Origin of the sequence: Paraburkholderia sp. J12 (genome assembly GCF_905220215.1) — a bacterium.
Classification (GTDB): domain Bacteria; phylum Pseudomonadota; class Gammaproteobacteria; order Burkholderiales; family Burkholderiaceae; genus Paraburkholderia.
In genome coordinates this window covers 17,952-41,898 of the sequence record NZ_CAJMZC010000001.1, presented here as the reverse complement: position 1 = coordinate 41,898, position 23,947 = coordinate 17,952, and the positions used below count along the sequence as shown (strand labels likewise).

Below are 23,947 nucleotides of genomic sequence, written 5' to 3'. Positions count from 1 at the left end.
CATTTATCCCTGTTTTTGGCATGGATCGAAATGGGCACAATGCCTTCATCGACATCGCATGCCCCTCACTGCCCCGGAGAACCTCATGAGCAACATTCCCGCATTCGGCCTCGGAACCTTCCGCCTGCAAGGCCAGGTCGTCATCGACTCGGTGCGCAATGGCCTCGAAGTCGGCTACCGTGCGATCGACACCGCACAGATCTACGGCAACGAGGCCGAAGTGGGCGAAGCGATCGCCGCTTCGGGCGTCGCGCGCAAGGACCTGTTCCTGACCACGAAGATCTGGGTCGACAACTACTCGCGCGACAAGCTGATCCCGAGCCTCAAGGACAGCCTCAAGAAACTGCGCACCGACGCAGTCGATCTCACGCTGATCCACTGGCCCGCGCCCAACAACGGCGTCTCGCTCGAGGAATTCATGAGCGCGCTCGCCGAAGCGAAGTCGCAAGGCCTCACGAAGCAGATCGGCGTGTCGAACTTCAACATCGAGCTGACGAAGCAGGCGATCGCCGTGGTCGGCAGGGAGAACATCGCGACCAACCAGATCGAACTGAGCCCGTATCTGCAAGGCCGCAAGCTCGTGGGCTTCCTCCAGCAGGAAGGCATTCACGTCACGTCGTACATGACCCTCGCCTACGGCAAGGTGCTCGGCGACCCGGTCATTCGTGCGATCGCTGAACGGCGCCACGCGACACCGGCCCAGGTGGCGCTCGCCTGGGCACTGCGCCTCGGATACTCGGTGATTCCGTCGTCCACGAAGCGCGAAAACCTCGCGAGCAACCTGCTCGCCCAGACGCTGCAACTGACCGACGAGGACATGGCCGATATCGCTGCGCTCGAACGCAATGGCCGCGAAGTGAGCCCCGAGGGTCTCGCCGCTCAATGGGATTGAAGCGCGACTGAAACCTGGAGGCCCATTTTGAACGTTCGCGGCATAGGCGCCGCGAACCCGAACAGGAAATAGCAGCGTCTGCGCGCCGGTGCGCCGCTCGCGCAACACCAGCGCGAAACGCTGTTCGGCGGCGGCGCGAAAGGCCTCACCGACTACCCTGTGCTCGACGGCACCGCGGCTGCCGCCTGAGCGGCGTGCATATGCACCGCTGCGGCACCTCTGCGGCACCTCTGCGTCTGCCGCAGATACGCGACGCCTCTCCAGTCCAACATTGAAAGGAACACTCATGCGTATCACCATTCCCTCGCGGATCGGCTTTGGAACCGCTCCGCTCGGCAACATGTATCGCAACATCCCGGATCAAGAAGCCATTGCCACCGTTCAGGCCGCCTGGGATAGCGGCATCCGATACTTCGACGGTGCGCCGCTCTATGGCGCTGGCCTCGCGGAATTGCGCCTCGGCGAGGCGCTCGCACACTATCCGCGCAACGAGTATGTTCTTGGCACCAAAGTGGGCCGCCTCATTCTGGACGAGGTCGAATCCACCACGGCGCGCGATCTGGGCGAAAAAGGCGGCCTGTTCGAACACGGGTTGCCGAACCGCATCGTCTACGACTATAGCGAAGACGGCACACTGCGTTCGATCGAGGACAGCCTCAAGCGCTTGCGTACGGACTATCTCGACTATGTCTGGATTCACGATCCGGCGGTGGACTTCCACGGCGAAGCCTGGCGCGACGTATTCGACACGGCCATGTCGGGCGCGGCCAAGGCACTGACGCGCCTGCGCGAAGAAGGTGTAATCAAGGGATGGGGACTCGGCGTGAACCGCGTCGAACCGTGCGAGCTCGCGCTCGATCGCGCCGATCCGGACGGCTTCCTGCTCGCCGGCCGTTACACCCTGCTCGACCATGCGAGTGCGCTCGAAAAGTTGATGCCGGCGGCGGCCCGGCGCGGGCTCGGGATCGTAGTTGGAGGTCCTTACAATTCGGGCGTGCTCGCCGGAGGTTCCTATTACGAGTACCAGAAGGCGCCGGCAGAAATGCTCGCGCGCGTCGAGCGGATCAAGGCGATCTGCGCGCGCTTCGGGGTGGATATTCGCGCGGTCGCGCTGGCGTTTTCCCTCGCGCATCCCGCAGTGGCCGGCGTCATTCCCGGTGCGAGCCGCCCGGCGCGTATTTCGGAAAATCTCGCGCTCGCCCGTAGCCCCATACCCGCCGCGCTGTGGACCGAACTGAAATCGGCAGGCGTCATCAGCCCGAACGCGCCGACGCCGCAGCAATGAATCCCGAGGACAGGCGAACGTGGAAAGCGTTAGCGTCTCCGTCGAACGATCGACGAGCAGCAATGGTTAGCGTGTACGAAACGAGGCAGGGTCAATGGAACATGAAGCCCCAATTCGTCTTTACCCCGCCGTCGAAAAGTAGTCGCTCGCTTAGTGTCCATAAGCGGTCGGCTGATGCAGGATCGACGGCATAAGGCATCACGCCGGACTCCCTTGCCGGGTTGTCGCCACCCAGCGCAGCGCCTTTCTCGGGAGGTATCACGCGGGCAATCTCCACGTTCTCGCAATAGACGCCGCCAATACCCGCGAGCTGTGGGCTCGTCGCACACCAAACCTGAGTAGCGGCGCCCTGTTCAACGGTCTTGAGTTGCCGTTGTGGATCCAGGACAGGGTTGCCTGCAGCATCGATAACGCCAAAGGCAATGCGCTGCTCCTTCGTCAAATTACGACCGAGGCCGGTACTGACAATGCTGCCGGGATGCAACGAGAAAGCGCGCACGCCGTTGCTGGCTTCCCGTCCATCCAGTCCAACCGCGAACAGGATATTCGCCGTTTTCGACTGCCCATACCCCAACATCGGGCGGTACTCGCGATGCTGGAAAAACGGATCGTCAAAGACAACGTCGGACACCTGATGCGCCCGGGCCGATACAGAAACGACCCGGGCACCGTTCGCCGCTCGCAACGCCGGCAACAGCGCTGTGGTCAACTGAAAGTGCCCGAGATGATTAGTCGCAAAATGGTACTCAAAGCCCCGTGAATCAAGGGTGAGTGTTGGCAAAGCCATGATGCCCGCGCTGTTAATGAGCATGTGCAACGGGCGACCGGAAGCCAGAAATCGCCCGGCAAAACCCGCAATGGATTCAGGGTGGATCAGGTCCACCTCGTCAATCTGGACCCCTGTGACGCCCCTTAAAGCGTCTTCGGCTTTTCGCAGATCACGCGCCGGAACAATGACCTCTGCGCCTGCCGCCGCCAATATCCGGGTCGTCTCTAATCCGAGACCGGCGTAGCCTCCGGTAACAATGGCAGTCTTTCCATGCAGGTCGATGCCGGCAATGACATCCTGCGTCGTTGATGCAGCTCCGAAGCCGGAACCGATTGGTTGTTGAGGGCCAGGCATCATCGTGTCTATCGTTGATTGAGTTACAACAGTTTAGAGAATCTCCTGCGAACTCTGCATGCTCTATAATTCGAAAAACTTTCGCGAACGTTCAAGATGGAAGGCGATCCCCTATCGGATTTCCTGCGGCTGGCCGACGCGCAACCCGTTGTCTCAGGTGGTTTCTCTGCGGGCGGACCGTGGGCAATCCGCTTTCCCCGGCCCGACTACCTGAAATTCTTCGCGTTGGTGAAAGGCCATTGCTGGCTGCGCATCGACGGGAATGCAGTGCCTCTTCACGTGGAAGAAGGTGACGTCTTTCTGCTCACAATCAAACAGCCATTTGTGTTGGCCGCGGACCTGACGGCCGTGCCTCAGGATGCAGCCGGTCTGTTTGCAGGCAAGTTTGACAAAGTCGCTTCTCTCGGCGAAGGAGATGACTGCGTCCAGATAGGAGGTCATGTCAGGCTAGACCCAACCTACGGAGAACGCCTCGCCAACGTGCTGCCTCCCGTCATCCACATCCGTGCGGCGGCAAAAGAGGCGACCGTTCTGACGTGGCTCCTCGGTCAACTGGTTCATGAGCGAAAGGAAAGACAGCCTGGGGCAGCGCTGGTCTCTGCCCAGCTTGCACAACTGCTCTTTGTCCAGATTCTGCGCGCTCACCTTCAAACTTCTGAATCGCTGCCGTGCGGCTGGTTGCGAGCTATCAGTGACAGGCGGCTGGCTCCCGCAATGTCATTGATGCATCAAGATCCTGGACGATGCTGGAACCTCGACGAACTGGCAAAAGCGGCGGCGATGTCCCGCACGAGCTTCGCAGTGCATTTCAAGTCAGTGGCCGGCATTGGACCACTCACATATCTGACGCAGTGGCGCATGCTGTTAGCCCAACGCGCGCTCCGCACGGAAAGAACGAGAGTATCCGTATTGGCCAATCATCTGGGATATAGCTCGGAGAGTGCCTTCAGCAACGCGTTCAGGCGGGTGACCGGAATTTCGCCGGCACGCTACCGGAACGCATCGAGGACCACCACCGATAAGGCAGCGAATCCGCCCTCCCCGGATGAAATACCCGCATGATGAGTCGGCCAGTTTGATCGATAGTGTGCGCTCGCTGGAGATCCACATTGGTACGGATCCTCTTTGGGTCTGACCGCGACGATCCCTCCGCGAACGTTTGTTGGGTGAATACGCGGTGCCGCTCCACATACGAGCTAGACCCGGATGTCAAAATCGATCTCCTCGATCGAGGTTGCTCCAATCATTGCCATGTTCCGATCGATTTCGTCGCGTAGCAGCGCGATTGCATGCTCAACGCCCCGCTGCCCCGCAATTGCCGCTGCGTACATACCAGTGGCGGTGAAGACCGAAATGCAACAGGCGATGCTGGCGTCACATTGCATGCGCCAGCAACGGGTGAAGTTTCGTACGATGCAGATCAACAGCCTTAGAGGCTTGACTGCGAAAACGCAACGCGGGTCTATAGTCGTCAAAACAGATTTTTTGCACATGAAATCTGCGTTCTGTGTTTCCACACAACCTCGACCCACTCCGGCCGTTAGCGCGACTTGCCGGCAACGGCCGTTTGCAAATGCGTAGCCGCCAATCGACTGACCACGTACAGCAATCGCGAACGGCAGGCTGGGCGGCCAGCATCGCGGAACGCTAGTCCAGCGTCACGACCTTACGCGGCTGGCGCGGTTGGCGCGCTTTCGACTTCACCGCAGGAACGTTAGCGGGACTCGGCAAACAGGCACGAACAATTGTCTCTATGAGAGCCTGAAGCTCGTCGTGCTTTTCCGTCGAAGAGACATCGAACAACTCGAATACCCCCAGACCGCGTAGCGTGGAAAACACCGACGCCGTGAATCCTTTCGGATGCGGATGATGTTTCTCGAGTTCGGGAAACGCCGCCAGAAACATTGAAAAGAACTTCCCGTCTTCACTCGCACGCCTGGCATCAATCCCGCTGAAAATCGATGGCGTGGACTTGCAGCCGAAGTACAGACTCCATGCCGTGAGGTAACGGGGTGAGCCGAAGATATGTTTCCATGCCTGCAGCACGAATGCTTCTGCTCGCTCGCGCAGTGGAAGCGCAGGATCCGGCCAGACGCCACCGTGGTCACTCAAGGGCGCCATGGCTTCGTCGACCAGATGCTCCATCAGCGCGTCCCGACTTTCGAAATGATGCTGCAAGGCGCCAAGTGAGACGTTGGCCCCGCGTGCGATTTTTTGCAGCGTCGCGCTTTTGAAGCCTTCTTCACGTAGCAGCCTCTGTGCCGATTCGATGATCTTGCGCTGCGTCGCTTCAATGCGTTCGCTCTGCGGAGTTCGCGTACGCGCTGGTTGCGCGGGTGATTCCATGGTTATCGCCTGTTCAGTCACACGAAAATAATAATAAATACTTCTCCGTTATTCGCAATACCTCCGCGGGCACAGAGACCGATGCCTCGCCACCCGGTAGTGCCCCCCCTTTTGCACTCGAATCGGCCTGCCACCGCCCTCCCTTCGAGTCAGGCACAAAACAAACAATAATAATTTATTTTTTGTGTATAGTTCAGGTGCCCGCCGCCACATCGCGGTCTCCTGACACCTCATCCGGACCTGACATGCGCCGCCTGATTGACCGCCTCCCGAACGACGACCACACCAATGGCTGGAGCGCCTTGTTGCCGGGACGTTTGCCGCGGCCGTCACTCGTTGGCGAACAGGAGTTCGACTGGGTGGTCATCGGGGCTGGATATGCGGGACTGGCAGCCGCGCGCAGGCTGGCTGCGCTTCGGTCGGGTGAGTCGATCGCCGTGGTCGAGAGCGGCGTGGTGGGCGAAAACGCCTCGGGGCGCAACTCGGGATTCGCTATCGACCTGCCGCACACACCCTCAAATGCGGCGGCGTCCGTAGAGCAGGGCCGCCGCGCCATCCGCGTCGGACGCTTTGCGCTTGCCGAGCTCGAGCGACTCATCCAGGACCATCGGATCGCATGCGACTGGGAGCGGCGCGGCCGCTATCACGCTGCGGTAACGGGTGAGATCGCAAGCAAGGTGCTCGACATCTATGCCGCGAACCTGCGCGCGTGGGGCGAAGCGTTCGAACCGCTCACTCGTGACGAACTCGAAAACCGTTTAGGCACGCGCTACTACCACTCGGCTATCTACACGCCGGGGACCTGCCTGATGAATCCGGCGGCGCTCGTGCGTGGTCTTGCGGATAGTCTGCCGCCCGAGGTCGAACTGTTCGAAAATTCGCCGGTAATAGAGGTCGAATTTGACGGACCTTCGCCGTTTGTGCGCACCACCGCCGGCCGGATCCGGTTCGGCAAGCTCATCCTCGCCGTCAATGCGTTCGCGCCGTCCTTTGGCGTCTTTCGGGACAGGCAGATCCCAGTGCTGCTCTTCGCGAGCCTCACGCAGCCGCTGACATCCGAACAGCACGCAAGACTTGGCGCAGACGAAAGCTGGGGCATCACGCCGGCGCATGGCGTGGCCGGCTCAACGCTTCGTCTCACCGCAGACAAGCGGTTGCTGATCCGTCAGGGCTTCGACTATTCGCCATCGCTCACCACCAACGAGGCGCGTCGCGATGCGGCCCGCGTCAAGCACACCGAACTGCTCGCGCGTCGCTTCGCACACCTCGGCGGCACGCTTGACATCGAACACTTCTGGATGGGCTGGCTTGCCGTTTCGCACAACCACGCACCCGCCTTCGGCCAGATCAGCGACAACGTCTATGCCGCAGCCTGCTGCAACGGCTCGGGCATTGTCCGGCACACCGCCGCAGGGATGCTGATCGCGGAACTCGCGAACGGTCAGCGCAGCGAATTGACGGACGACTTTCTGGTTCAGGGTACGGCCAGCTATATCCCACCGCGGCCTATCCGCGACATCGGCGTGCATCTAACGCTCATGCGCGAACGGGCTTCGGGCCGACACGAAATCTAGCGCAGGCGCACCACACGCCACGTTCAATCAAAGAGACATAACAACGCGAAGTATTCGACTGATCAAGGGCGCCACGGTCAAATACTTCGGCACAAACGCGAAGCTGTTTTTCGTGGCCAACTGACCCGTCGGGAGAACGGCATGCAAACGCATTCCCCCCACGGGCATCTTGATGCGTAAGCTCAGGAACCGGCACATCCAGTTGATCGCGCTCGGCGGCACGACATGAGCAGATCGATCGGGTACGATTACGTGAGAGTCTTGTCGGCCTCCGCCCGAATCATTTAAACGGACACCATACAGCGAGCAGCGGCACAACAATTGCCGTTACGAGACCGTTCAGCCCGATACCGATTGCCGCGAAAGCGGCGGCGAGACCACTCAGCGGCGCAACCTGCGCGGCCGCGACGCCTGCGCCGGCCACGCCCGCCGCAAGCCCGTGGGAGCGCCAGTCGTCGACGCGAAACCATCGCAGCACGGTCTGCCCGACGACCGCTGCGACGATGCCGCCAGCTATGGCAAGCGCGGCAGTCAGCGCGGGCACGCCGCCCACTTCCTGGGAGATCGCGATCGCAATCGGCGTCGTCACCGACTTGGGCGCCATCGACAGCGCGACATCGCGGCCGCCACCCATGAACCACACGACGGCCACGCCGCTCACCGTGGACGTCAGCGAGCCCGCCAGCAGTGCGAATCCCAGCCCCCTCAGGCTGCGGCGGATGTTGTCCAGATTGGAGGCAAGCGGTACGGCGAGCGCGACGGTTGCCGGTCCGAGCAGGAAGTTGATGAATTGCGCGCCGGCAAAATACTCTTCGTACGGCGTTCCGGTCACACGCAACGTCAACACGATCAACACGATTGCGATCAGAACCGGGTTGGCAAGCGGCGAGCGTCGGCAGGCGCGCTGAATCGCCTGGCCAAGCACGAATGCAATGAGCGTCACCGCGAGCCACAGCAGCGGAGTCGGCGCGAGCGGGGTCCAGATGGTGCGCAGCATCATCGTGTCTCCGTCGAAGCGTTGGCGAGGGCTGCGGCCTGACGCAGTTCCGCACGGCGCGTGACGCGGTGCATGACGACACCCGTCACGACGAGGCCGAGCACCGTCGACACAACGAGCCCCGCCACGATCGGCAGCCATTCCTGGCGCAGCAGGTTGAGTTCGGAAATGATGCCGACGCCAGCCGGAACGAAAAGAAGCCCCATGTTCGAAATCAGCGTCGACGCCGTGTTGTCGAGTGTGGACGGCGACGCAACAGAATCCGCGCCACGCCGTCGTGATGCGGCGACAAGCGCCACCGCGAGCACGAACATGCCGATGACGGGGCCAGGCAACGGAAGATGCAGCACTCTGCGAAGCACCTCACCGGCGAGCTGCGCGCCGACGAGCAGGGTCAGGGCCAACGGCATGATTCGATATCCTGAATGTACGGGTCTTGAACAGGCAACCGGAGCGACCGCTTAGTGCGATGCCGGGCCGGCAACTGCTGCGGCGCTTGTAGCAATGTCGATATCCCAGTCGGGACGCGCGGAACTGACGCCAATCGCGCCGATTTCGTGGCCGTCGACGACGAGTGGAACGCCACCCGACATCTGCACGAAACCGGAGGTTACGGCGGCGGTCCGCCCGTCGTGGATCGCCTGTTCGAGCTGCTGCGTCGGCTTGCCGAATAGCGCTGCCGTACGGGCCTTGCGCGGTGCGAGCTCGACCGACGCCAGCATCGGCGACGCATCCATCCGCGTGAACGCGACCAGATAGCCCGCCGGATCGACGACCGCGATCGCGCACGGTGCACCGAGTTCCACCGCCTTGCGCTGCGCGGCCGCAATCACGCGTTGCGCAGTCGCGAGCGTCAGCGTTGTGGGGGTGGCGACTTCGTCCGCCCGCGCGGGCAACGCGGTCAAGAAGGCACTGCCTCCGATCCCTGCGCATAGGGCAAGCGCGGCGATCAAGCCACGCAGCGACGACGTGTCGCGTACGGTTCGTGCTGACTGTTTCATGTCGGCTTCCTGATGTGAATTCGTGATGCGAATCGATGCGAAAAGCAGCACGCGGGAAACAGCGGGCTACATTCCATTGCCTGACCTGTGCCCCGCCCCACTTCGTTGCGCAACGGTGAATCACAGCATAGGCGAGGGAGCAATCCGGCCGGAACTCCCCTGACCAGAATTCAGTTTTGCAGGTTGGGGAGTGCGGCGAGCGGAGCGGGATATCAAGCGTGCAGCCACGGGGGCATGCCGTCACGGACGGCGGTATCCGCCCTGCATGCCCCGCTTCGACAGCACCCATTACCAAAGCTGGATCTCACGCGCACGGAAACCGCCTGCACACGACAGCAGGTAATAACGCCACATGCGCCGAAAGCGCTCTCCCATGCAGCTGGCGAATTGAGGCCACGCAGCTTCGAAGTTCTGATACCAGGCCATGAGCGTTCGATCGTAGTCGGCGCCGAAGTTGTGCAGATCCTCGACGACAAATACACCTTCGACGGCATCCGTCACCTCGGTCAGCGCGGGAATCTCGCCGTTCGGAAAAATGTAACGGTCGATCCACGGGTCGGGCGGCGTGCCGCGGCGGTTCTTGCCGATGGTGTGCAGCAGGAACAGACCGTCGTCGCTCAGGCAGCGCTGCGCGACGTCCATGTAGGCGCGGTAGTTGTGCCCGCCGACATGCTCGAACATACCGACACTGGCGATCCGGTCGAACGTTTCGTTCAGGCTGCGATAATCCATCAGCCGGAATTCGACCGGCAGTCCCGCGTAGCGCTGGGCACCGAGCTCGGCCTGCTCCTTCGAGATCGTGACGCCCACGCACGACACGCCGTAGTGCTCGGCCGCATAGCCCATCAGGCTTCCCCAGCCGCAGCCAATATCGAGAAGGCGCATTCCAGGCCGCAGGCCGAGCTTCCGGCAAATCAGGTCGAGCTTGTGCTCCTGCGCCTCGTCGAGCGTCCTGGCGCCGTCGCCCCAGTATCCGCACGTATAGGTCATGCGGGCATCGAGCATCGCGCGGTAGAAATCGTTGCCGATGTCATAGTGAGCTTGCCCCACCTGCCAGGCACGCCGCGTCGTCTGCCGGTTGGTCCAGCGCGAACGCAGCGCGTGCCAGACGAGCTTTGACGCGGGCACTTTCTCGTCGAGTCGTGCAGCGAGCACCCGCGCGAAGAACCCGTCGAGTTGCTCGCACTCCCATTGCCCGTCCATGTACGCCTCGCCAAACCCCAGATTTCCTCTCGCCAGAACGGTTTCGGGGACGCCAGGCTGCCGAAGCCTTATGTCCCAGGGGCGCGTTCCGTCAAGCCGCACGTCGGCGGTTTCCAGCAACTCCTCGACGAAGCGATGGGCCGACGACCTGGCCGCCTTGTTTTCCGTTGCCGCCGCGTTCGAATGCATGGTTCTCAAGTGATCTCCTGGTTGATTCCCGCCGCAACGATGTCCGACTGGCATCGTCGTTCATGGCCGGATACGCGGGTGTTCAATGCTTCACCGGCACCACCTTGCTCCGGGACGTCGGCGCGCACCAGATCGCCCCGCGCGAATTCCGCTTTCACCAGGCGCGCTGTAAGACGACGAAAAAGCTGAACGTGATCGCATAGAACTGCCGGTCCTGACACCGACGTCGAGCGGCAGAAACGGCAGACTGCGCGGCAACGCATCAACATTGAAAAGCAATCGCTGTTTCATCCCTGGCTCCTCGACGCGGGGCCGGCGCGGTGCGCCCGCCCCACACGGTTTATTGTGGACGCGAGACGGCGGCCGCTTTCGTCTGGGACCGGATTTTCGCCACTTCGCTCGCGTCGACAGGCCCGGCCTGGTTGCCCCAGCTCGACCGGATGAAAGTCACCACGTCGGCCACGTCCGAATCAGTCAGCCGGTCGCCGAAAGGCGGCATCGTGAACTGGGTCGGCACGCGGTTCGTTCCCACCTCGGCGCTTCCATTCAGCACGATGTTGATCAGCGACGTCGGATCCCTGGCGTTCACGACCGGATTGCCGGCCAGCGCCGGAAACGTGTCGCGATAGCCCTTGCCCGACGACAGATGGCAGGCCGCGCAACTATTGAGGTAGTCGATCGCCCCGCGCGAACTCACATCGCCTTTCGCGAGTGCGTCTCCCGCGGCGGCCGCGTACCGGTAATGCTCATCCGACTGATTGTCCGGCAGCGACTTCAGATAGGTTGCGATCGCGAGCAGATCGGTGTCGCTCATATGCTGCGTGCTGTGTTCGACCACGTCGCGCATTCCACCGAACGCAGCTGTCTGGGCATTGCGGCCGGTGCGCAGGAACTCGACAATGTCGGCCTCGCTCCAGCGTCCCAGGCCCGTCAGGTCGCCGCCGCGCAGATCGTTCGCCACGTGATGGTCGATCAGGCCGCCAGCCAGATAGTCCGGGCCGTCGGCATCGCCAAGCGCTTTCTCCTGCATGCCGACGCCGCGCGGCGTATGGCAGCTGCCGCAATGCGCGAGGCCTTCGACCAGATAACGCCCGCGTTCGAGCATCGCCGCGTCGCCGGCCGGCACCGCGGGCGTTGCGTCCGCTACGTCCACCGTGCCTGCAATGGCGGCAACAGGCGGCTGTACCTTCGGCGCAAACACCCAGCGCCAGTAGGTGAGCGGCCAGCGCATCGACATCGGCCACGGAATATCGGGCGCGCGGTCCGGCGCGTTCACGGGCTCCACCCCATGCATGAAATAGGCGTAGAGTGCGCGCACGTCATCGTTGCTCACATGCGCATACGACGGATACGGCATCGCCGGGTACATCGGGTCGCCGTCCCGGCGTATCCCGCTCCGTAATGCACGCTCGAAATCGTTGAGCGTATAGCTGCCGATGCCGGTCGCCGGGTCCGGCGTGATGTTGGTCGTATAAACATTGCCGATCGGCGTCGCGATGGCGAGGCCACCCGCAAACGGCTTGCCGTTCTTCGCGGTGTGACAGGCCGCGCAGTCGCCGAGCGTGGCGAGATAGGCGCCGTGTTTGATGAGAGCCGTGTCAGCCGCACCGATGGCGCCATCTTGCTCGAAGGCGGGATCGCCGCCGCGGCTGCCGAAAACTTCGGCGATGACCCACACACATGCAACGACAATGATCGCCAGCACAACCAGACACGCGATCACGTTGCGGATTCGCACTGTGGTTTGCATCGTTTGTCCCCTCAAGCGTGAACGAGCGCGCCGGGGCGCTTCAGATATTGGTTCTTGATCGCGTCGGCCGCATAGAATGCAAGCGCGCCAACCATGCCGGTCGGGTTGTAGCCGAAGTTCTGCGGAAACGCCGAGGCGCCCATCACGAACAGGTTGGGGACGTCCCAGCTCTGCAGGTAGCGGTTCAGTGCACTCGACTGCGGATCTGCACCCGTGATCACCCCGCCCGTGGTGTGCGTAGTCTGGTATTCGCGCACGTTGAAGTGGTCGCCGCGCTGGCGGATCAGCGTCGAATGCGACTTCGGATTCATCTTGTCGACGATCTCCAGCGCGCGGTCGGTCACGTAGCGCGACATTTTGTATTCGTTGTCGTGCCAGTCGAAGGTCATACGCAACAGCGGCATGCCGAGCGAATCGCGATAGGTCGGATCGAGATCGAGATAGGCGTCGCGATACGACATCACGGAGCCGTGCGTGACAACGCTCGTCGTGTGCAGGTAGTGGTCTTTCGCCGCGCGTTTCCATCCCGCGCCCCAACTCGGCGTGCCGTGCGGCACCACAAGCTGCTGGATCGGGCGCCCGCCCGTCTGGCCGCCGATGATGTACGCGCCGCCGACGAAGCCGTGCGGGCCGTGGTCGAAGTGGTCGGAGTTGAATTCGTCGACGATCTGCGAGCCGCCCGCGCCCGCGCCGATGAACGGATTGATCGGCACGTCCTTGTCATAGAACACCGACGTCGCGCTCATCATCTGATAGGCAAAGTTCTTGCCGATCACGCCCTTGCCGGTAACGGGATCGTACGGCTTGCCAATACCGGAGAGCAGCATCATCCGCACATTGTTGTGCTGGAACGAAGACAGAATGACGAGTTCGGCGGGCTGGAACACCTGGTTGCCGGCACCGTCGACATAGGTAACGCCAGTTGCACGCTTACCTGTCGAATCCGTATTGATCTTCACCACATGGCTCTGCGTACGCAGCTCGAAGTTCGGTTTTTTGAAGAGCGCGGGGAGGATCGTCGTCTGCGGCGAACCCTTCGAGTAGAGGAAGCAGCCAAACCGTTCGCAGAAGCCGCACAGGTTGCAGGGCCCGAGGCGCACACCGTAGAAGTTCGTGTAGGGCTCCGAACAGTTGGCGCAGGGTTGGGGGAATGGATGATAGCCAAGCTGGCGGGCGGCGTCGGCAAAGAGCTTCGCGCCGTACTGGTCGGCGACGGGCGGCGTCGGGTACGCGCGCGAGCGGCGACCCTCGAAAGGATTGCCGCCCGGCAGCGGCTTGCCCTCCAGGTTGCCCGCCTGGCCCGATGCACCGTTCAGATACTCGAAGCGGTCGAAATACGGCTCCAGCTCGTCGTAGGTGACGTCGTAGTCCTGAATCGTCATGTCGGCGGGGAGGAACGATTTTCCGTAGCGCTCGACGTTGTGGGAGTAGAACTTGACGTCTTCAGGCGAAGGACGATAGAGCTGGCCGTTCCAGTGCACGCCCGCTCCGCCGACGTTGTCGGGCAGCAGGAAGGCGTTGTATTGCCGGTACGGCACGGCGGTGTCGCTCATCTGGTGCCGCACGGTAACGGTTTCGAGCGACAGGCGCCGGAACAGCTCGCCACGAATGCCGTATTTCAGTTCGTCGACAGCCTTCGGATAGGTGTAGTCGGGGGACGTGTCGCGATTCTGCCCGCGTTCGAGCGCGACCACTTCCAGACCTTCGTTCGCGAGTTCCATGCTGAGAATCGAGCCGGTCCAGCCGAGCCCGATGACGACGACATCAGTGGGTTTCATCGTTTTGGTCATCGCCTGCTCCTTATGCCTTTTCGCCCTGAATGGAGACGGGCGGCAGCGGATAAACCCTGCCGTACTGTTTGACCCAGTCCATGAAATCGGCGCGCGCGCCGGGGAAGCCGATCATCTTCCACGCCCCCATTCCGCGATTACCGCCATACATGGGATCGGCAAAGTAACCCTCCTTCGTATTGGCGAGCAGCTGGATGAAGAATTCGTTGGTCTTCATGTCCGGCAACGTGATCTCAGCCTTCTGAAGCTGCGCGAGCACGCGGTCCTGAGTACCGCCGGCCAGCGCGGCGAACACGTTGCCGTGCTGGCTGCGGCACCAGGAATCGATCCCGGCGATGGCGACGCGGTACATGTCGCGCGGCGAATACTTCATCTGGTAGCCGAGCGTGAAATCCGAGTCAGGATGGAACGGTCCCTGGAGATACCAGCGCGCGCCGTGACCGTAGTCGGTTTCCATCTGACGGTCGATGAATTCAGGGACGTGCAGATCGATCGCGCCGGGGCCATCTTCGTTGGACGGAATCAGACGGTCGACGGCAGCGTGAATGAACGTCCATTCGGCGGCCGTGAAATAGGTCGGCTCGTAGACCGGCTCGTCCTTCGCCTCGGCTGCATGGGCTTCCGGAAACGGCGACGTGGGTATGTTCTTCATGAACACAACCGCAGAGGCGGCGGCTCCGAGTGAGCCCTTGATAAAACCTCGGCGTGAAGAGGGTGTGGGTTCCTGACTCATGGCGCATTCCTTCTATTTTCGTGATTCGGGTTGCACAGAGCGGCCGCGGGGTCACGCATGGAAACCGTCAACAGCCAGCGTGCCGGCGGCCCTGCAGGCGCACGGTCCGTTTTCGGTGTGCGGCCCGCGGGCCATCAGACGCCTGGCCGTTCTCGACCGACAGGCGGGATGGGTTACATCAAATGGGAGACGGCGACTGAAATGTAGCGGGCGCGCAGCGGCGAAAGAATGCCGATCAGGCGAAATGAGATTTGCAGAAATGGGGGTACCAAACTGGAACCGCCAGCAATATAACGAAATACCGCGCGGCAATTGATCCGGCTAGCGTACCGAAACATTGAGCCGGCGCAGCGTGGCTTTTTGCCGCGACGGATGGCGGCGGCCTATCCCCCTCGCCGTCCGCGATTCGCCACGCATCATCGCCCGCTGCCTCAACCCGCGACGTAAGGAGTCCTGAATGCCCGACGCCATGCCATCTTCCCGTTGCCCGCAGCGTGCACGACGCCGACATGAGCGCACCCGAACTGATCACGCCCTTCCCACTCCCTGAACGACCCGATCGGTGAACCGATGAACTCAACCCGAATCTCCATGGGCACGGGCGCGCACCGCTCCGTTGCCGCCACCTACGACGCCGGCCAGCACGACACCGCAACGGGCTGGCGCTCTGACGACCGCCCTTTCCTGCGGCGTCTGACCGTCGTCGACTGGCTATTCGCACTCGCACTCCTCATGGGCGCCGGCTTTGCACTCGCGCATTATTGGGCACATATGAACAGCTATGATCGTGCGGTGATGGTCGGCGCCGTACCCGTGTTCGTCACGCTCGGCTGGCGCTGGAAGCCGTCAAGAGCCTTGATGGCCGCCATCGCCGGGCTATCGCTGCTGGCGATCCGGCTCTACCGCGGCGATCTGGGACGCGCAGACTCGACGTTCTTCCTGAAGTATCTGTTGTCGAGCCAGTCCGCCATTCTCTGGATGAGTGCATTATTCGTGCTCGCGACGATGTTCTACTGGATCGGTATGCTGAGCCGTTCGGAGGCTGGCGGTGCAATCGGCCGGAAGCTGTCCTGGGCAGCGGTGCTGATGGGCTTCACCGGGTTGATGGTCCGCTGGTACGAGTCCTATCTGATCGGCCCGGACGTCGGCCATATTCCGGTCTCGAACCTGTACGAAGTGTTCGTGCTGTTTTGCCTGATTACCTCGCTGCTTTATCTGCATTACGAAGGGTTGTACCGAACCTATTCACTCGGTGCATTCGTACTACTGGTGATAGCGGCTGCGGTCGGTTTCATGATGTGGTACTCGGTCGCACGCGATGCGCAACAGATCCAGCCCCTCGTCCCCGCATTGCAAAGCTGGTGGATGAAACTGCATGTGCCCGCCAACTTCATCGGCTACGGCAGCTTTGCGTTGTCGGCCATGGTCGGCGTCGCGTACCTGCTGAAATCGCACGGCCTGCTCGCCGACAGCCTGCCGGCATTCGACGTGCTCGACGACGTCATGTACAAATCGATCGCAGTCGGCTTCGCGTTCTTCACAATCGCGACAATCCTCGGCGCGCTGTGGGCCGCCGAAGCCTGGGGTGGCTACTGGAGCTGGGATCCGAAGGAGACCTGGGCGCTGATCGTCTGGCTCAATTACGCGGCCTGGCTGCACGTGCGGCTTGTGAAGGGCCTGCGCGGCACCGTCTCCGCCTGGTGGGCGCTGACGGGCCTCGTGGTGACCACGTTCGCGTTCCTCGGCGTGAATCTGTTCCTGTCGGGACTGCACAGCTACGGGAAGCTTTGAAGGGCGCATCGCGACGCTGCCCGCCCTCCCGCCCGGGGCGTCGGCAGTGTCATCGCCCTTCTATGGCAGCCAGGGTGTTAACTCGACACCGCTTCGCGCTTGCGCAAGGCCGAAACGGCATTGCGCGCCTCATCGAGTTCCTTTACAGCGATCTGTACAACCCCCCTGAATGCGACGCCTCGTTCCGTGAGAACGACGCCATGCGTCGACCGGTCGAAGAGCGTACCGCCAACGTCCCTCTCGAGGCCTGAAATATAGCGCGAAACCGTGGACGCCTTGATCGACAGTTTCTTCGCTGCAATGTTGAAACTTCCCACTTCCGAAGTGACGAGAAATGCGCGAATTGCTGCGTAATAGTTCATTACCCTCGTCCTCTCCCTACTCTCACATGGCAAATGCCGGCTTATGCCCGCTTTTCGGCGTCTCGCGTCTCCGCACATCAGAAAATGGACGACGATCCGGGAGTCCGGCATGTCGCGTCGCGCGGCCTTCGGGGATGCTGCCAGGCGCACCGCCAACGCGCAAACCCCTTTGTGCAATTCTGATTTGCTCTGCGGGGTCTCTCGTCAGGCACGCGATGGCATAGCCCATTCTGCAAAACTCAATTCTTTATGTGGGCATTCTGTCACGCGTAGCAGGCGTCTATCCTTGGGCTCACTATCGCCACGCCGCAGATGCCACGCCACCCATGCCGAATGATGTGCCGGGGCTGTCTGCCACTTCCGGAGCACGCCTGTGAATACCTCTTCTCCAGCCGCCGTCGCGGCACCTTCGCCCGCAACCGCGACGCCGGTTCGGATTGGCGTCATCGGACTCGGCCGGATGGGCACGGCCTTCGCACGTAACCTCATCGAGGACGGGTTTCCGACCGTCGTGTACGACCGCGACGCAGCCCGAATGGACGCGCTGCGAGCTTCGGGTGCGCAAATCGCCAGCGGATGGAGCGCGCTTGCCGACTGCAGTGTGGTGCTGAGCATACTGCCCGACGACACCGCAGCACTGGACGTCGCGGAGCGGCTCTCCGAAGTGCTGCGCACGAGTGCGGTTCACGTGTCGATGAGCACCATCAGCCCGCATGCGTCACGTGAAGCCGCTCATCTTCATGGCACCCTCGGACAAGGTTATGTGGCCGCCCCCATACTCGGCAACCCCGATCTCGCCGCTGCCCGCAAGGTGTTCGTCCTCATGTCCGGCGACAGCGAAGACCAGCAATGCTGCCTGCCCGTCCTCGAGCGGCTGGGCCAGAAGGTCTTCAACATCGGCGAAGATCCCGGTCTTGCCAGCACGCTCAAGCTCGCGGGAAACGCGCTGACCGCCGCGACGCTGCAAAGCATGGGTGAGGTGCTGACGTTCGTGCGCAAGGCAGGGATCGATCCGAAGCTGGCCTTTTCGGTCTTCACCGAATCGCTATTCGACGGCAAGGTTCACAAGACATACGGCGGCAAGATCGTCGAGCGCCGCTATTCGCCGCCAGGCATGACCGTGCCGCTCGCGATCAAGGACCTGCGTCTCGCGCTCGCCGAAGCGGAAAACGTCGCCGCGCCCATGCCGGTCACGAGCATCGTGCACGATCGTCTCGTCACCGTCTCCGCGCTCGGCTGGAGCGGGCTCGACTGGTCGGCGCTCGGCAAGCTCGCCGAATTCAGCGCGGGACTCGAGGCCGGCGACGCCAGCCGCTAGAATGGACACGCATCCGCCATGCCGCCAGACGGACGCTCACGAGTAGAACGGCCAACCCCGGACCTCTTTATATGGACTACTTCGCAGCTGTGCGCGCCTTCCTTTACGCCGCCGACCTCGGCAGCTTCAACAAGGCCGCCGACCTGTTGCAGGTCAAGACCTCGACGGTCTCGCGCCATATTGCCGAACTCGAGCGCGACCTCGGTATCGCCCTCTTCAACCGCTCGACACGCGGGCTCATCCTGACCGAAGGAGGACGCGTGTTTCGCGAGCAGGGCACGGCCGCCATCCAGATGCTCGACGACGCGCGCACCGCCACGTCGTCGCTCAACGCCTCGCCGCAGGGCCTGCTGCGTGTCACCATGCCCACCTCGTTCGGACGCCGTCATATCGTCGCGCATCTGCCCGCGTTCATGGAGCAGTATCCGCACATTGACGTGGACGCTGTCGTGACGGACGAAATCCTCAACTTCGTCGATACCGGCATCGATGTCGCCGTTCGCATCGGCGTGCTGCCGGATTCGCAGTTGATGGCACGCCGGCTGGCGAACCACAAGCGCGTCGTCTGTGCGAGCCCGGATCACGTCGCGCGGCACGGCACGCCGTCGTCGCCCGCCGCACTGGAAGCCCATCCTGCGATCCGCTTTGCGCTGGCCGGTGACGAATCGTGGCTGCTCGTCAAACGCTCGCAAGCGGGCAAGCGGGAAAAGGAAATCGAAATCAGGCTGCACGGACGCCTGCGCGCCGACGACACCGAGGCCATTCTCGATCTCGCCGTCGCCGGCTGCGGCGTCGCCCTGCTGCCGGTGTGGGCGATCGGCCCGGCGCTGCGCGCCGGATCGCTGGTACAACTGCTACCCGATTGGGAAGCCCAGGCCACCCGAACCGATCCCGCGATCTGGGGCGTGTACCCCCGAAAGAAGACGGTATCGTCGAAAGTGAGAGCGTTTCTCGACTTTTACGCCGAACTGTTCGAACGCGACAGCGAGTGGCAGACCTGAGACCAGCCGTTCTCTGGCAGAAAGCAGCACAGCAGCGACGCGCCTTTCAGGCATCGAGCGATTCTCCTGCTGCCGCACCGGGCCATTCCGACTCAAGTTCCGAAAGTGCGTCCACGAAAGCGACCGCAAAACTGCCTGTGCCGCGTACGCTTGCGGCCTGCTGTGCCGCAAGCGCGAAGATCGCGTGAGCAGCACACGCGGCGTTCAACGCCGAATGCGACTGTGCAAGCAGTGCGGCAATGAATGCACCGAGACTGCACCCCGCTCCGGTCACGCGCGTGAGGCGAACGTCGCCGCCTTCGATCCTGCTGACGACATCACCGTTCGTGACATAGTCCACGTCGCCGCTGACTGCGACCACAGCGCCCGTGTCCCGCGCCAGCTGCCTGATGTACGGCACGGCGTCAATCGAACGCGCTGCCGTGTCGACGCCCTTGCCGGCCCCGGGCCCACCGGCCAGCGAAATCAGTTCACTTGCATTGCCCCGGATGACCGCCGGTCCAAATTCGAGCAACGCGCGAAGCGCTTCGTCGTAGACAGGGCTCCCCGCCCCGAATGCAACCGGGTCGAGCACCCAGGGTCGGTGCGCATCCCGCGCCGAGCGAGCCGCTAACCGCAACGTTTCCGGCCGGCAACAGATCAGCGCGGCGCCGTTGATCCATACCGCGCCGGCTCCCGCAGCAAAACACGATGGCCAGTCAAGCGCTGCGCCTATGGCCGGTGCTGCGCCAACCGCAAGCAAAACGTTGGCGCTCAAGCTGGCAGCCACATAATTGGTCAAGCCGTAGACAAACGGCCGGCTGCGTCTTAGCACTGCGAATTCTTCTCGCACAAATGCATCATTCCACGAAATAGTTTGCATGATCGCGATCGGGTTACCGGAAATCTTTCACTTGAGTTCGCCGCTGCGCGCTTGCAGTGCCGCTCATCGGGTTCACGAACGACTGACTGGTTTGCCGGTGAAATCAACCTGCATCGGCACCGGTTGGCCCTGCTAAGCAAGGTGCAACGGCCCTTGAACGTTTTCGATAATTGCACGCATCCCTTCTGGTCGGATGCCCCTTTTTTGCAAGACACATTTCCCGCTCTGATCCTTCCTGTTTTCTGATTGCTGCCGTACCTTCTTCGCAGGATATTCCTGTTGAACTCGCGCCAGACAGTACGCCCGTATGGCCCCTCATCCATTCAAGCGGTTCTGGTCAATCGGCTCGACCCACTCCGTAGTGTTTTATGAACAACGCATCCAGGCAGTTAGAGAAGCAAGCTCCCACTCGTTTCAATACGACCTTGAGTCTTCATGAAATCGCCGCGCTCCTGTTTTTGTCGTCGATCCAGGTGGAAACCGATTCGGCATCGTCCTGTTTTTGTCGTCGATCCAGGTGGAAACCGATTCGGCATCGCCCGACGTCATCGCATTGCAAAAGGCTGGATTCGTTCGCGCCGAGGGGACGAAGCTCCGTCTGACCATCAAGGGCAGCCATTTTCTCGCAACGGTGCAAAGAGCCTGGCTATGATTCGTCGCTGTGCGAGGCCGATCGCGCCAGCCGCTACCGTCGCCTTTTCGGTTCGTTTCAGGACGCGATGTCAAACGTGACGCCCACGCAATCCCCTTTCAGTAAAACTCCTTTTGCCGGACCGTCGTTTCACATACAACCCGTATCACCTAACCTGCTGAGCGGATGCTCACAGGTCGTAAAGGCATGACGACACCCCATGCTGCGGGAAGCACGTGAAGACCGGGAAGGAGTGGCTGCCTCAATCCGGATCCCCACCGCAAGCCCTCACCAGGCCACCCAGTCGTCGCTCGTTCCCGTGGCGGAAGCGCTGGGACCGGCCATGCGCGCGATCTGCAGCAAATTCGTCGTGCCCGATTCCCCAAAGGGCAATCCGGCCGCGATGGCCACGAGATCGCCTTCACGGGCCAACCCCTCCTGCCCGGCCGTCCGGCACGCCACGCCGATCATCTCGTCCACGTTGGACGCCTCGATGAACGGCACCGCATGGACGCCCCAAACGAGCGCCAGCCGCCGCGCCACCGTTTGCGACGGCGTCAGTGCAACGATGCGCGTCGCCACGCGCTCGCGCGCGGCGCGCAGACTCGTGAATCCCGAACTCGTATAGGTAACGGTGACGGCAGGCTCGATCAGCTGGACCGCCTTTCGCAACGCGCAGCAGATCGCATCGGCAACGGTAGCCTCCGCGCGCGCGTGCGACGCGTCGATCTGCTCGCGATACGCAGGATCGCACTCGACACGCTCGACGATGCGGTTCATCGTGGCGACCGCTTCGACCGGAAAGTTTCCGCTCGCCGATTCCGCGGACAGCATCACGGCGTCGGCGCCTTCGTAGATCGCGCATGCGACGTCGGACGTTTCGGCCCTCGTGGGCACCGGCGAATTTGTCATCGACTCCAGCATCTGCGTCGCGACCACGACCACCTTGCCCACGCGCCGGCACTCACGCACGATGCGCCGCTGCAGCTCGGGAATCTGCTCCGCCGGCAATTCCACGCCGAGGTCGCCACGCGCCACCATGATCCCATCGGCGCGCTGGACGATCTGCTCGAGGTGGTCGATCGCGAGCGGCTTTTCCAGCTTCGCCATGATCCACGCGCGATCGCCGATGAGTGCGCGCGCCTCGTCGATGTCCTCTGCGGTCTGCACGAACGACAGCGCGACCCAGTCCACGCCGAGGTCGAGCCCGAACGCGAGGTCCGCGCGATCCTTAAGCGTGAGCGGCGAGATCGGCAATCTCGATCCCGGTACGTTCACACCCTTGCGATCGGAAATGCGGCCGCCGACCATCACGACGGTTTCCGCGAAGTCCTCGCCGGCCTCCTCGACGCGCAGACGAAGCTTGCCGTCGTCCAGCAGCAGCTCGGAACCGTTGCCGATCGCGCGGAAGATTTCGGGGTGCGGAAGCGGCGCACGCCGCACGTTGCCGGGCGTCGCATCGAGCTCGAGACGAAACCGCGCGCCGGTGGCGAGCTGCGCGCTGCCGCCTTCGAATGTCCCGAGACGAAGCTTCGGTCCCTGCAGGTCGAGCAGCACGCCAACCGGTCGGCCATATTCCGCCTCCATGCGGCGAATCTCCTCCAGACGCCGTTGATGATCGTCGTGCGAGCCGTGGCTGAAATTCAGCCTGAACACGTCGACGCCCGTTTCGAACATCCGGCGGATGATCGCCGGGTCCGAGCTGGCCGGCCCGAGCGTCGCGATGATCTTGGCGTTGCGGTCGCGCTTCATATCCCATTCTCCTGTTTGCAATGAGCGTCCCGCGGCAGCACGAGAATCGCCCGGAAGTCATTTACATTCGTCAATGTCGGCCCGCACACGACGGCGTCGCCCAGCGCGCCGAAGAATCCGTGGCCGTCGTTGTCGTCGAGGCTGGCCCGCGGGTTGATCCCGAGCGCCCATGCCCGCGCGAGCGTATCCGGCGCGAGCAGCGCGCCGGCGATGTCCTCCTGGCCGTCTACGCCGTCGGTGTCACACGCGATGGCGTAGACGCCGCACTCGCCGTTCAGCGCGATGCCGAGTGAAAGCAGGAACTCGACGTTGCGTCCGCCGCGCCCGCTGCCCTTGACGGACACGGTCGTCTCGCCGCCCGACAGCAGCACGCAGGGCGCGGTAAAAGGCTCGTCGCGACGGGCGACCTGCAGCGCGAGACCCGCCATGACCTTGCCGACGTCGCGCGCCTCGCCCTCGATCCGGTCGCTCAGGATGTGGCAAGGCACGCCCGCCGCGCCGGCAACGCCAGCCGCCGCCTCGAGCGCGAGCTGCGGCGCCGCGACGATGTGATGCGTGGCGGCGGCAATCAGCGGATCGCCGGGCTTGACCGTTTCTCCGGCGCCGCTTTCGAGCAGCCGCCGCGCCGCCTCGGGCAAGTCGACCCGATAGCGGCGGACGATGTCCAGCGCGTCGTGGCACGTCGTCGGGTCTGCGATAGTCGGTCCCGAGCCGATATCGCCTGGCGCATCGCCGGGCACGTCGGAAATCAGGAACGTGACGACCTTCGCCGGATGGCATAGCGCGGCGAGCCGGCCCCCCTTGACCGCCGAAAGATGCCGCCGGACGCAGTTCATCTCGCCGATCGTCGCGCCGCATTCCAGCAGCGACCGGTTGATTCGCTGCTTGTCTTCGAGCGTGAGCGGATCGAGCGGAAGCGCGAGCAGCGACGACGCGCCGCCGGACATCAGGCAGATCACGAGATCGTCGGCCTCAAGCCCGGAGACGAGTTGCACGATGTCTTCCGCCGCCCGCCTGCCGGCCTCGTCCGGCACGGGATGCGCCGCCTCGACGATTGCGATCTGCTCGCAGGGCACTGCATAGCCGTAGCGCGTCACGACGAGACCGGTCAGCTCGCCGTTCCATGCGCGCTCGAAGGCGCGCGCCATCGACGCCGATGCCTTGCCTGCGCCGATCACGATGGTGCTACCGGCAGGCTTCGGCGGCAGGAACGATCCGATGTGGCACGACGGCTGCGCGGCGGCCACAGCCGCGTCGAACATGGCGCGCAGGAATGCGCGCGGCTCGATACTCCAGGGCTTTGATGCGTCCATGAGACTCACACTCAATCCTTTCTGCCAGGAGGGA

At 62.7% G+C, this 23,947-nt stretch carries 22 protein-coding genes and 2 pseudogenes; 9 read left to right on the top strand and 15 right to left on the bottom strand.

Annotation, left to right across the window (positions count from 1 at the left end; all coding sequences use genetic code 11):
• Positions 1 to 85 precede the first annotated feature (85 nt).
• From dkgB to U5760_RS00185, 3 genes and pseudogenes are all read left to right on the top strand, one after another.
• On the top strand, positions 86 to 892 hold the full coding sequence (gene dkgB, locus U5760_RS00195; RefSeq protein WP_322008741.1) for a 2,5-didehydrogluconate reductase DkgB: 807 nt from the start codon (positions 86 to 88) through the stop codon (positions 890 to 892).
• Between the two features lie 72 nt (positions 893 to 964).
• A pseudogene (locus U5760_RS00190) lies at positions 965 to 1,081 on the top strand (alkene reductase); the annotation flags it as partial.
• 97 nt (positions 1,082 to 1,178) lie between these two features.
• Positions 1,179 to 2,177, top strand: coding sequence for an aldo/keto reductase (locus U5760_RS00185; protein ID WP_322008740.1), 999 nt, complete (start codon positions 1,179 to 1,181; stop codon positions 2,175 to 2,177).
• A gap of 91 nt (positions 2,178 to 2,268) precedes the next feature.
• Here the strand turns inward: U5760_RS00185 and U5760_RS00180 are convergent, their stop codons facing one another.
• Positions 2,269 to 3,303, bottom strand: a complete 1,035-nt coding sequence (locus U5760_RS00180) for an SDR family NAD(P)-dependent oxidoreductase (protein ID WP_322008739.1) — start codon at positions 3,301 to 3,303, stop codon at positions 2,269 to 2,271.
• 93 nt (positions 3,304 to 3,396) lie between these two features.
• Between U5760_RS00180 and U5760_RS00175 the strand changes: the two genes are divergently transcribed.
• Complete coding sequence (locus tag U5760_RS00175) at positions 3,397 to 4,362, top strand: AraC family transcriptional regulator (RefSeq protein ID WP_322008738.1); 966 nt, start codon at positions 3,397 to 3,399, stop codon at positions 4,360 to 4,362.
• Between the two features lie 134 nt (positions 4,363 to 4,496).
• Here U5760_RS00175 and U5760_RS00170 read toward each other — a convergent pair whose 3' ends face one another.
• Entirely contained in the window at positions 4,497 to 4,631 is a 135-nt protein-coding gene (locus U5760_RS00170) for an alpha-hydroxy-acid oxidizing protein (protein ID WP_415914011.1), read from the bottom strand.
• Between the two features lie 4 nt (positions 4,632 to 4,635).
• Between U5760_RS00170 and U5760_RS00165 the strand changes: the two are divergent.
• A pseudogene (locus tag U5760_RS00165) lies at positions 4,636 to 4,770 on the top strand (IS110 family transposase); the annotation flags it as partial.
• 177 nt (positions 4,771 to 4,947) lie between these two features.
• Here U5760_RS00165 and U5760_RS00160 read toward each other — a convergent pair.
• Positions 4,948 to 5,646, bottom strand: a complete 699-nt coding sequence (locus tag U5760_RS00160) for a TetR/AcrR family transcriptional regulator (RefSeq protein WP_322008737.1) — start codon at positions 5,644 to 5,646, stop codon at positions 4,948 to 4,950.
• 197 nt (positions 5,647 to 5,843) lie between these two features.
• Here U5760_RS00160 and U5760_RS00155 point away from each other — a divergent pair, with 197 nt between their 5' ends.
• The gene (locus U5760_RS00155; RefSeq protein ID WP_322008736.1) at positions 5,844 to 7,220 is read left to right on the top strand and encodes an FAD-binding oxidoreductase; all 1,377 of its coding nucleotides are present in this window, start codon (positions 5,844 to 5,846) and stop codon (positions 7,218 to 7,220) included.
• A 280-nt stretch (positions 7,221 to 7,500) separates the two neighbouring features.
• On the opposite strand, the gene U5760_RS00150 is transcribed toward U5760_RS00155, so the two are convergent.
• From U5760_RS00150 to U5760_RS00115, 8 genes are all read right to left on the bottom strand, one after another.
• On the bottom strand, positions 7,501 to 8,220 hold the full coding sequence (locus U5760_RS00150; protein WP_322008735.1) for an LrgB family protein: 720 nt from the start codon (positions 8,218 to 8,220) through the stop codon (positions 7,501 to 7,503).
• The gene (locus U5760_RS00145; RefSeq protein ID WP_322008734.1) at positions 8,217 to 8,621 is read right to left on the bottom strand and encodes a CidA/LrgA family protein; all 405 of its coding nucleotides are present in this window, start codon (positions 8,619 to 8,621) and stop codon (positions 8,217 to 8,219) included. The genes U5760_RS00150 and U5760_RS00145 overlap by 4 nt, the downstream gene beginning before the upstream one ends.
• Before the next feature lie 57 nt (positions 8,622 to 8,678).
• Positions 8,679 to 9,218: a heme-binding protein gene (locus tag U5760_RS00140; protein WP_322008733.1), complete on the bottom strand. Its 540-nt coding sequence runs from the start codon at positions 9,216 to 9,218 to the stop codon at positions 8,679 to 8,681.
• A gap of 288 nt (positions 9,219 to 9,506) precedes the next feature.
• Positions 9,507 to 10,610 carry a cyclopropane fatty acyl phospholipid synthase gene (gene cfa, locus U5760_RS00135; protein ID WP_322008732.1) on the bottom strand — a complete coding sequence of 368 codons (1,104 nt, stop codon included), beginning with the start codon at positions 10,608 to 10,610 and terminating at the stop codon, positions 9,507 to 9,509.
• Positions 10,611 to 10,615: 5 nt separating this feature from the next.
• A complete protein-coding gene (locus U5760_RS00130; RefSeq protein ID WP_322008731.1) occupies positions 10,616 to 10,768 on the bottom strand; it encodes a hypothetical protein in 153 nt (50 codons plus the stop codon).
• A gap of 182 nt (positions 10,769 to 10,950) precedes the next feature.
• A complete protein-coding gene (locus tag U5760_RS00125) occupies positions 10,951 to 12,360 on the bottom strand; it encodes a cytochrome c (RefSeq protein ID WP_322008730.1) in 1,410 nt (469 codons plus the stop codon).
• An 11-nt stretch (positions 12,361 to 12,371) separates the two neighbouring features.
• The gene (locus tag U5760_RS00120; protein ID WP_322008729.1) at positions 12,372 to 14,150 is read right to left on the bottom strand and encodes a GMC family oxidoreductase; all 1,779 of its coding nucleotides are present in this window, start codon (positions 14,148 to 14,150) and stop codon (positions 12,372 to 12,374) included.
• A gap of 10 nt (positions 14,151 to 14,160) precedes the next feature.
• Positions 14,161 to 14,883 carry a gluconate 2-dehydrogenase subunit 3 family protein gene (locus U5760_RS00115; protein ID WP_322008728.1) on the bottom strand — a complete coding sequence of 241 codons (723 nt, stop codon included), beginning with the start codon at positions 14,881 to 14,883 and terminating at the stop codon, positions 14,161 to 14,163.
• A gap of 570 nt (positions 14,884 to 15,453) precedes the next feature.
• On the opposite strand from U5760_RS00115, the gene ccsB reads away from it, so the two are divergent.
• Entirely contained in the window at positions 15,454 to 16,674 is a 1,221-nt protein-coding gene (gene ccsB, locus U5760_RS00110) for a c-type cytochrome biogenesis protein CcsB (protein WP_415914010.1), read from the top strand.
• Between the two features lie 77 nt (positions 16,675 to 16,751).
• On the opposite strand, the gene U5760_RS00105 is transcribed toward ccsB, so the two are convergent.
• Positions 16,752 to 17,036, bottom strand: a complete 285-nt coding sequence (locus U5760_RS00105) for a LysR family transcriptional regulator (protein WP_322008727.1) — start codon at positions 17,034 to 17,036, stop codon at positions 16,752 to 16,754.
• A 373-nt stretch (positions 17,037 to 17,409) separates the two neighbouring features.
• Here U5760_RS00105 and U5760_RS00100 point away from each other — a divergent pair, with 373 nt between their 5' ends.
• Complete coding sequence (locus tag U5760_RS00100; protein WP_322008726.1) at positions 17,410 to 18,354, top strand: NAD(P)-dependent oxidoreductase; 945 nt, start codon at positions 17,410 to 17,412, stop codon at positions 18,352 to 18,354.
• Between the two features lie 71 nt (positions 18,355 to 18,425).
• Positions 18,426 to 19,355 carry a LysR family transcriptional regulator gene (locus U5760_RS00095; RefSeq protein WP_322008725.1) on the top strand — a complete coding sequence of 310 codons (930 nt, stop codon included), beginning with the start codon at positions 18,426 to 18,428 and terminating at the stop codon, positions 19,353 to 19,355.
• Positions 19,356 to 19,401: 46 nt separating this feature from the next.
• Here the strand turns inward: U5760_RS00095 and U5760_RS00090 are convergent, their stop codons facing one another.
• The 3 genes from U5760_RS00090 to U5760_RS00080 all read right to left on the bottom strand — a co-directional run bounded on the left by U5760_RS00090 (position 19,402) and on the right by U5760_RS00080 (position 23,913).
• Complete coding sequence (locus U5760_RS00090) at positions 19,402 to 20,217, bottom strand: hydroxyethylthiazole kinase (protein ID WP_322008724.1); 816 nt, start codon at positions 20,215 to 20,217, stop codon at positions 19,402 to 19,404.
• 919 nt (positions 20,218 to 21,136) lie between these two features.
• Entirely contained in the window at positions 21,137 to 22,600 is a 1,464-nt protein-coding gene (pyk, locus tag U5760_RS00085) for a pyruvate kinase (protein WP_322008723.1), read from the bottom strand.
• Complete coding sequence (locus tag U5760_RS00080) at positions 22,597 to 23,913, bottom strand: glycerate kinase (protein ID WP_322008722.1); 1,317 nt, start codon at positions 23,911 to 23,913, stop codon at positions 22,597 to 22,599. The genes pyk and U5760_RS00080 overlap by 4 nt, the downstream gene beginning before the upstream one ends.
• Between the last annotated feature and the right edge of the window lie 34 nt (positions 23,914 to 23,947).

Bases quoted from the DNA above. Each gene is read 5' to 3' on its own strand.
- dkgB (WP_322008741.1), top strand. From the start codon at position 86: ATGAGCAACATTCCCGCATTCGGCCTCGGAACCTTCCGCCTGCAAGGC.
- U5760_RS00185 (WP_322008740.1), top strand. From the start codon at position 1,179: ATGCGTATCACCATTCCCTCGCGGATCGGCTTTGGAACCGCTCCGCTC.
- U5760_RS00180 (WP_322008739.1), bottom strand. From the start codon at position 3,303: ATGATGCCTGGCCCTCAACAACCAATCGGTTCCGGCTTCGGAGCTGCA.
- U5760_RS00175 (WP_322008738.1), top strand. From the start codon at position 3,397: ATGGAAGGCGATCCCCTATCGGATTTCCTGCGGCTGGCCGACGCGCAA.
- U5760_RS00170 (WP_415914011.1), bottom strand. From the start codon at position 4,631: ATGTACGCAGCGGCAATTGCGGGGCAGCGGGGCGTTGAGCATGCAATC.
- U5760_RS00160 (WP_322008737.1), bottom strand. From the start codon at position 5,646: ATGGAATCACCCGCGCAACCAGCGCGTACGCGAACTCCGCAGAGCGAA.
- U5760_RS00150 (WP_322008735.1), bottom strand. From the start codon at position 8,220: ATGATGCTGCGCACCATCTGGACCCCGCTCGCGCCGACTCCGCTGCTG.
- U5760_RS00140 (WP_322008733.1), bottom strand. From the start codon at position 9,218: ATGAAACAGTCAGCACGAACCGTACGCGACACGTCGTCGCTGCGTGGC.
- cfa (WP_322008732.1), bottom strand. From the start codon at position 10,610: ATGCATTCGAACGCGGCGGCAACGGAAAACAAGGCGGCCAGGTCGTCG.
- U5760_RS00125 (WP_322008730.1), bottom strand. From the start codon at position 12,360: ATGCAAACCACAGTGCGAATCCGCAACGTGATCGCGTGTCTGGTTGTG.
- U5760_RS00120 (WP_322008729.1), bottom strand. From the start codon at position 14,150: ATGACCAAAACGATGAAACCCACTGATGTCGTCGTCATCGGGCTCGGC.
- U5760_RS00115 (WP_322008728.1), bottom strand. From the start codon at position 14,883: ATGAGTCAGGAACCCACACCCTCTTCACGCCGAGGTTTTATCAAGGGC.
- ccsB (WP_415914010.1), top strand. From the start codon at position 15,454: ATGAACTCAACCCGAATCTCCATGGGCACGGGCGCGCACCGCTCCGTT.
- U5760_RS00105 (WP_322008727.1), bottom strand. From the start codon at position 17,036: ATGAACTATTACGCAGCAATTCGCGCATTTCTCGTCACTTCGGAAGTG.
- U5760_RS00095 (WP_322008725.1), top strand. From the start codon at position 18,426: ATGGACTACTTCGCAGCTGTGCGCGCCTTCCTTTACGCCGCCGACCTC.
- U5760_RS00090 (WP_322008724.1), bottom strand. From the start codon at position 20,217: ATGCAAACTATTTCGTGGAATGATGCATTTGTGCGAGAAGAATTCGCA.
- pyk (WP_322008723.1), bottom strand. From the start codon at position 22,600: ATGAAGCGCGACCGCAACGCCAAGATCATCGCGACGCTCGGGCCGGCC.
- U5760_RS00080 (WP_322008722.1), bottom strand. From the start codon at position 23,913: ATGGACGCATCAAAGCCCTGGAGTATCGAGCCGCGCGCATTCCTGCGC.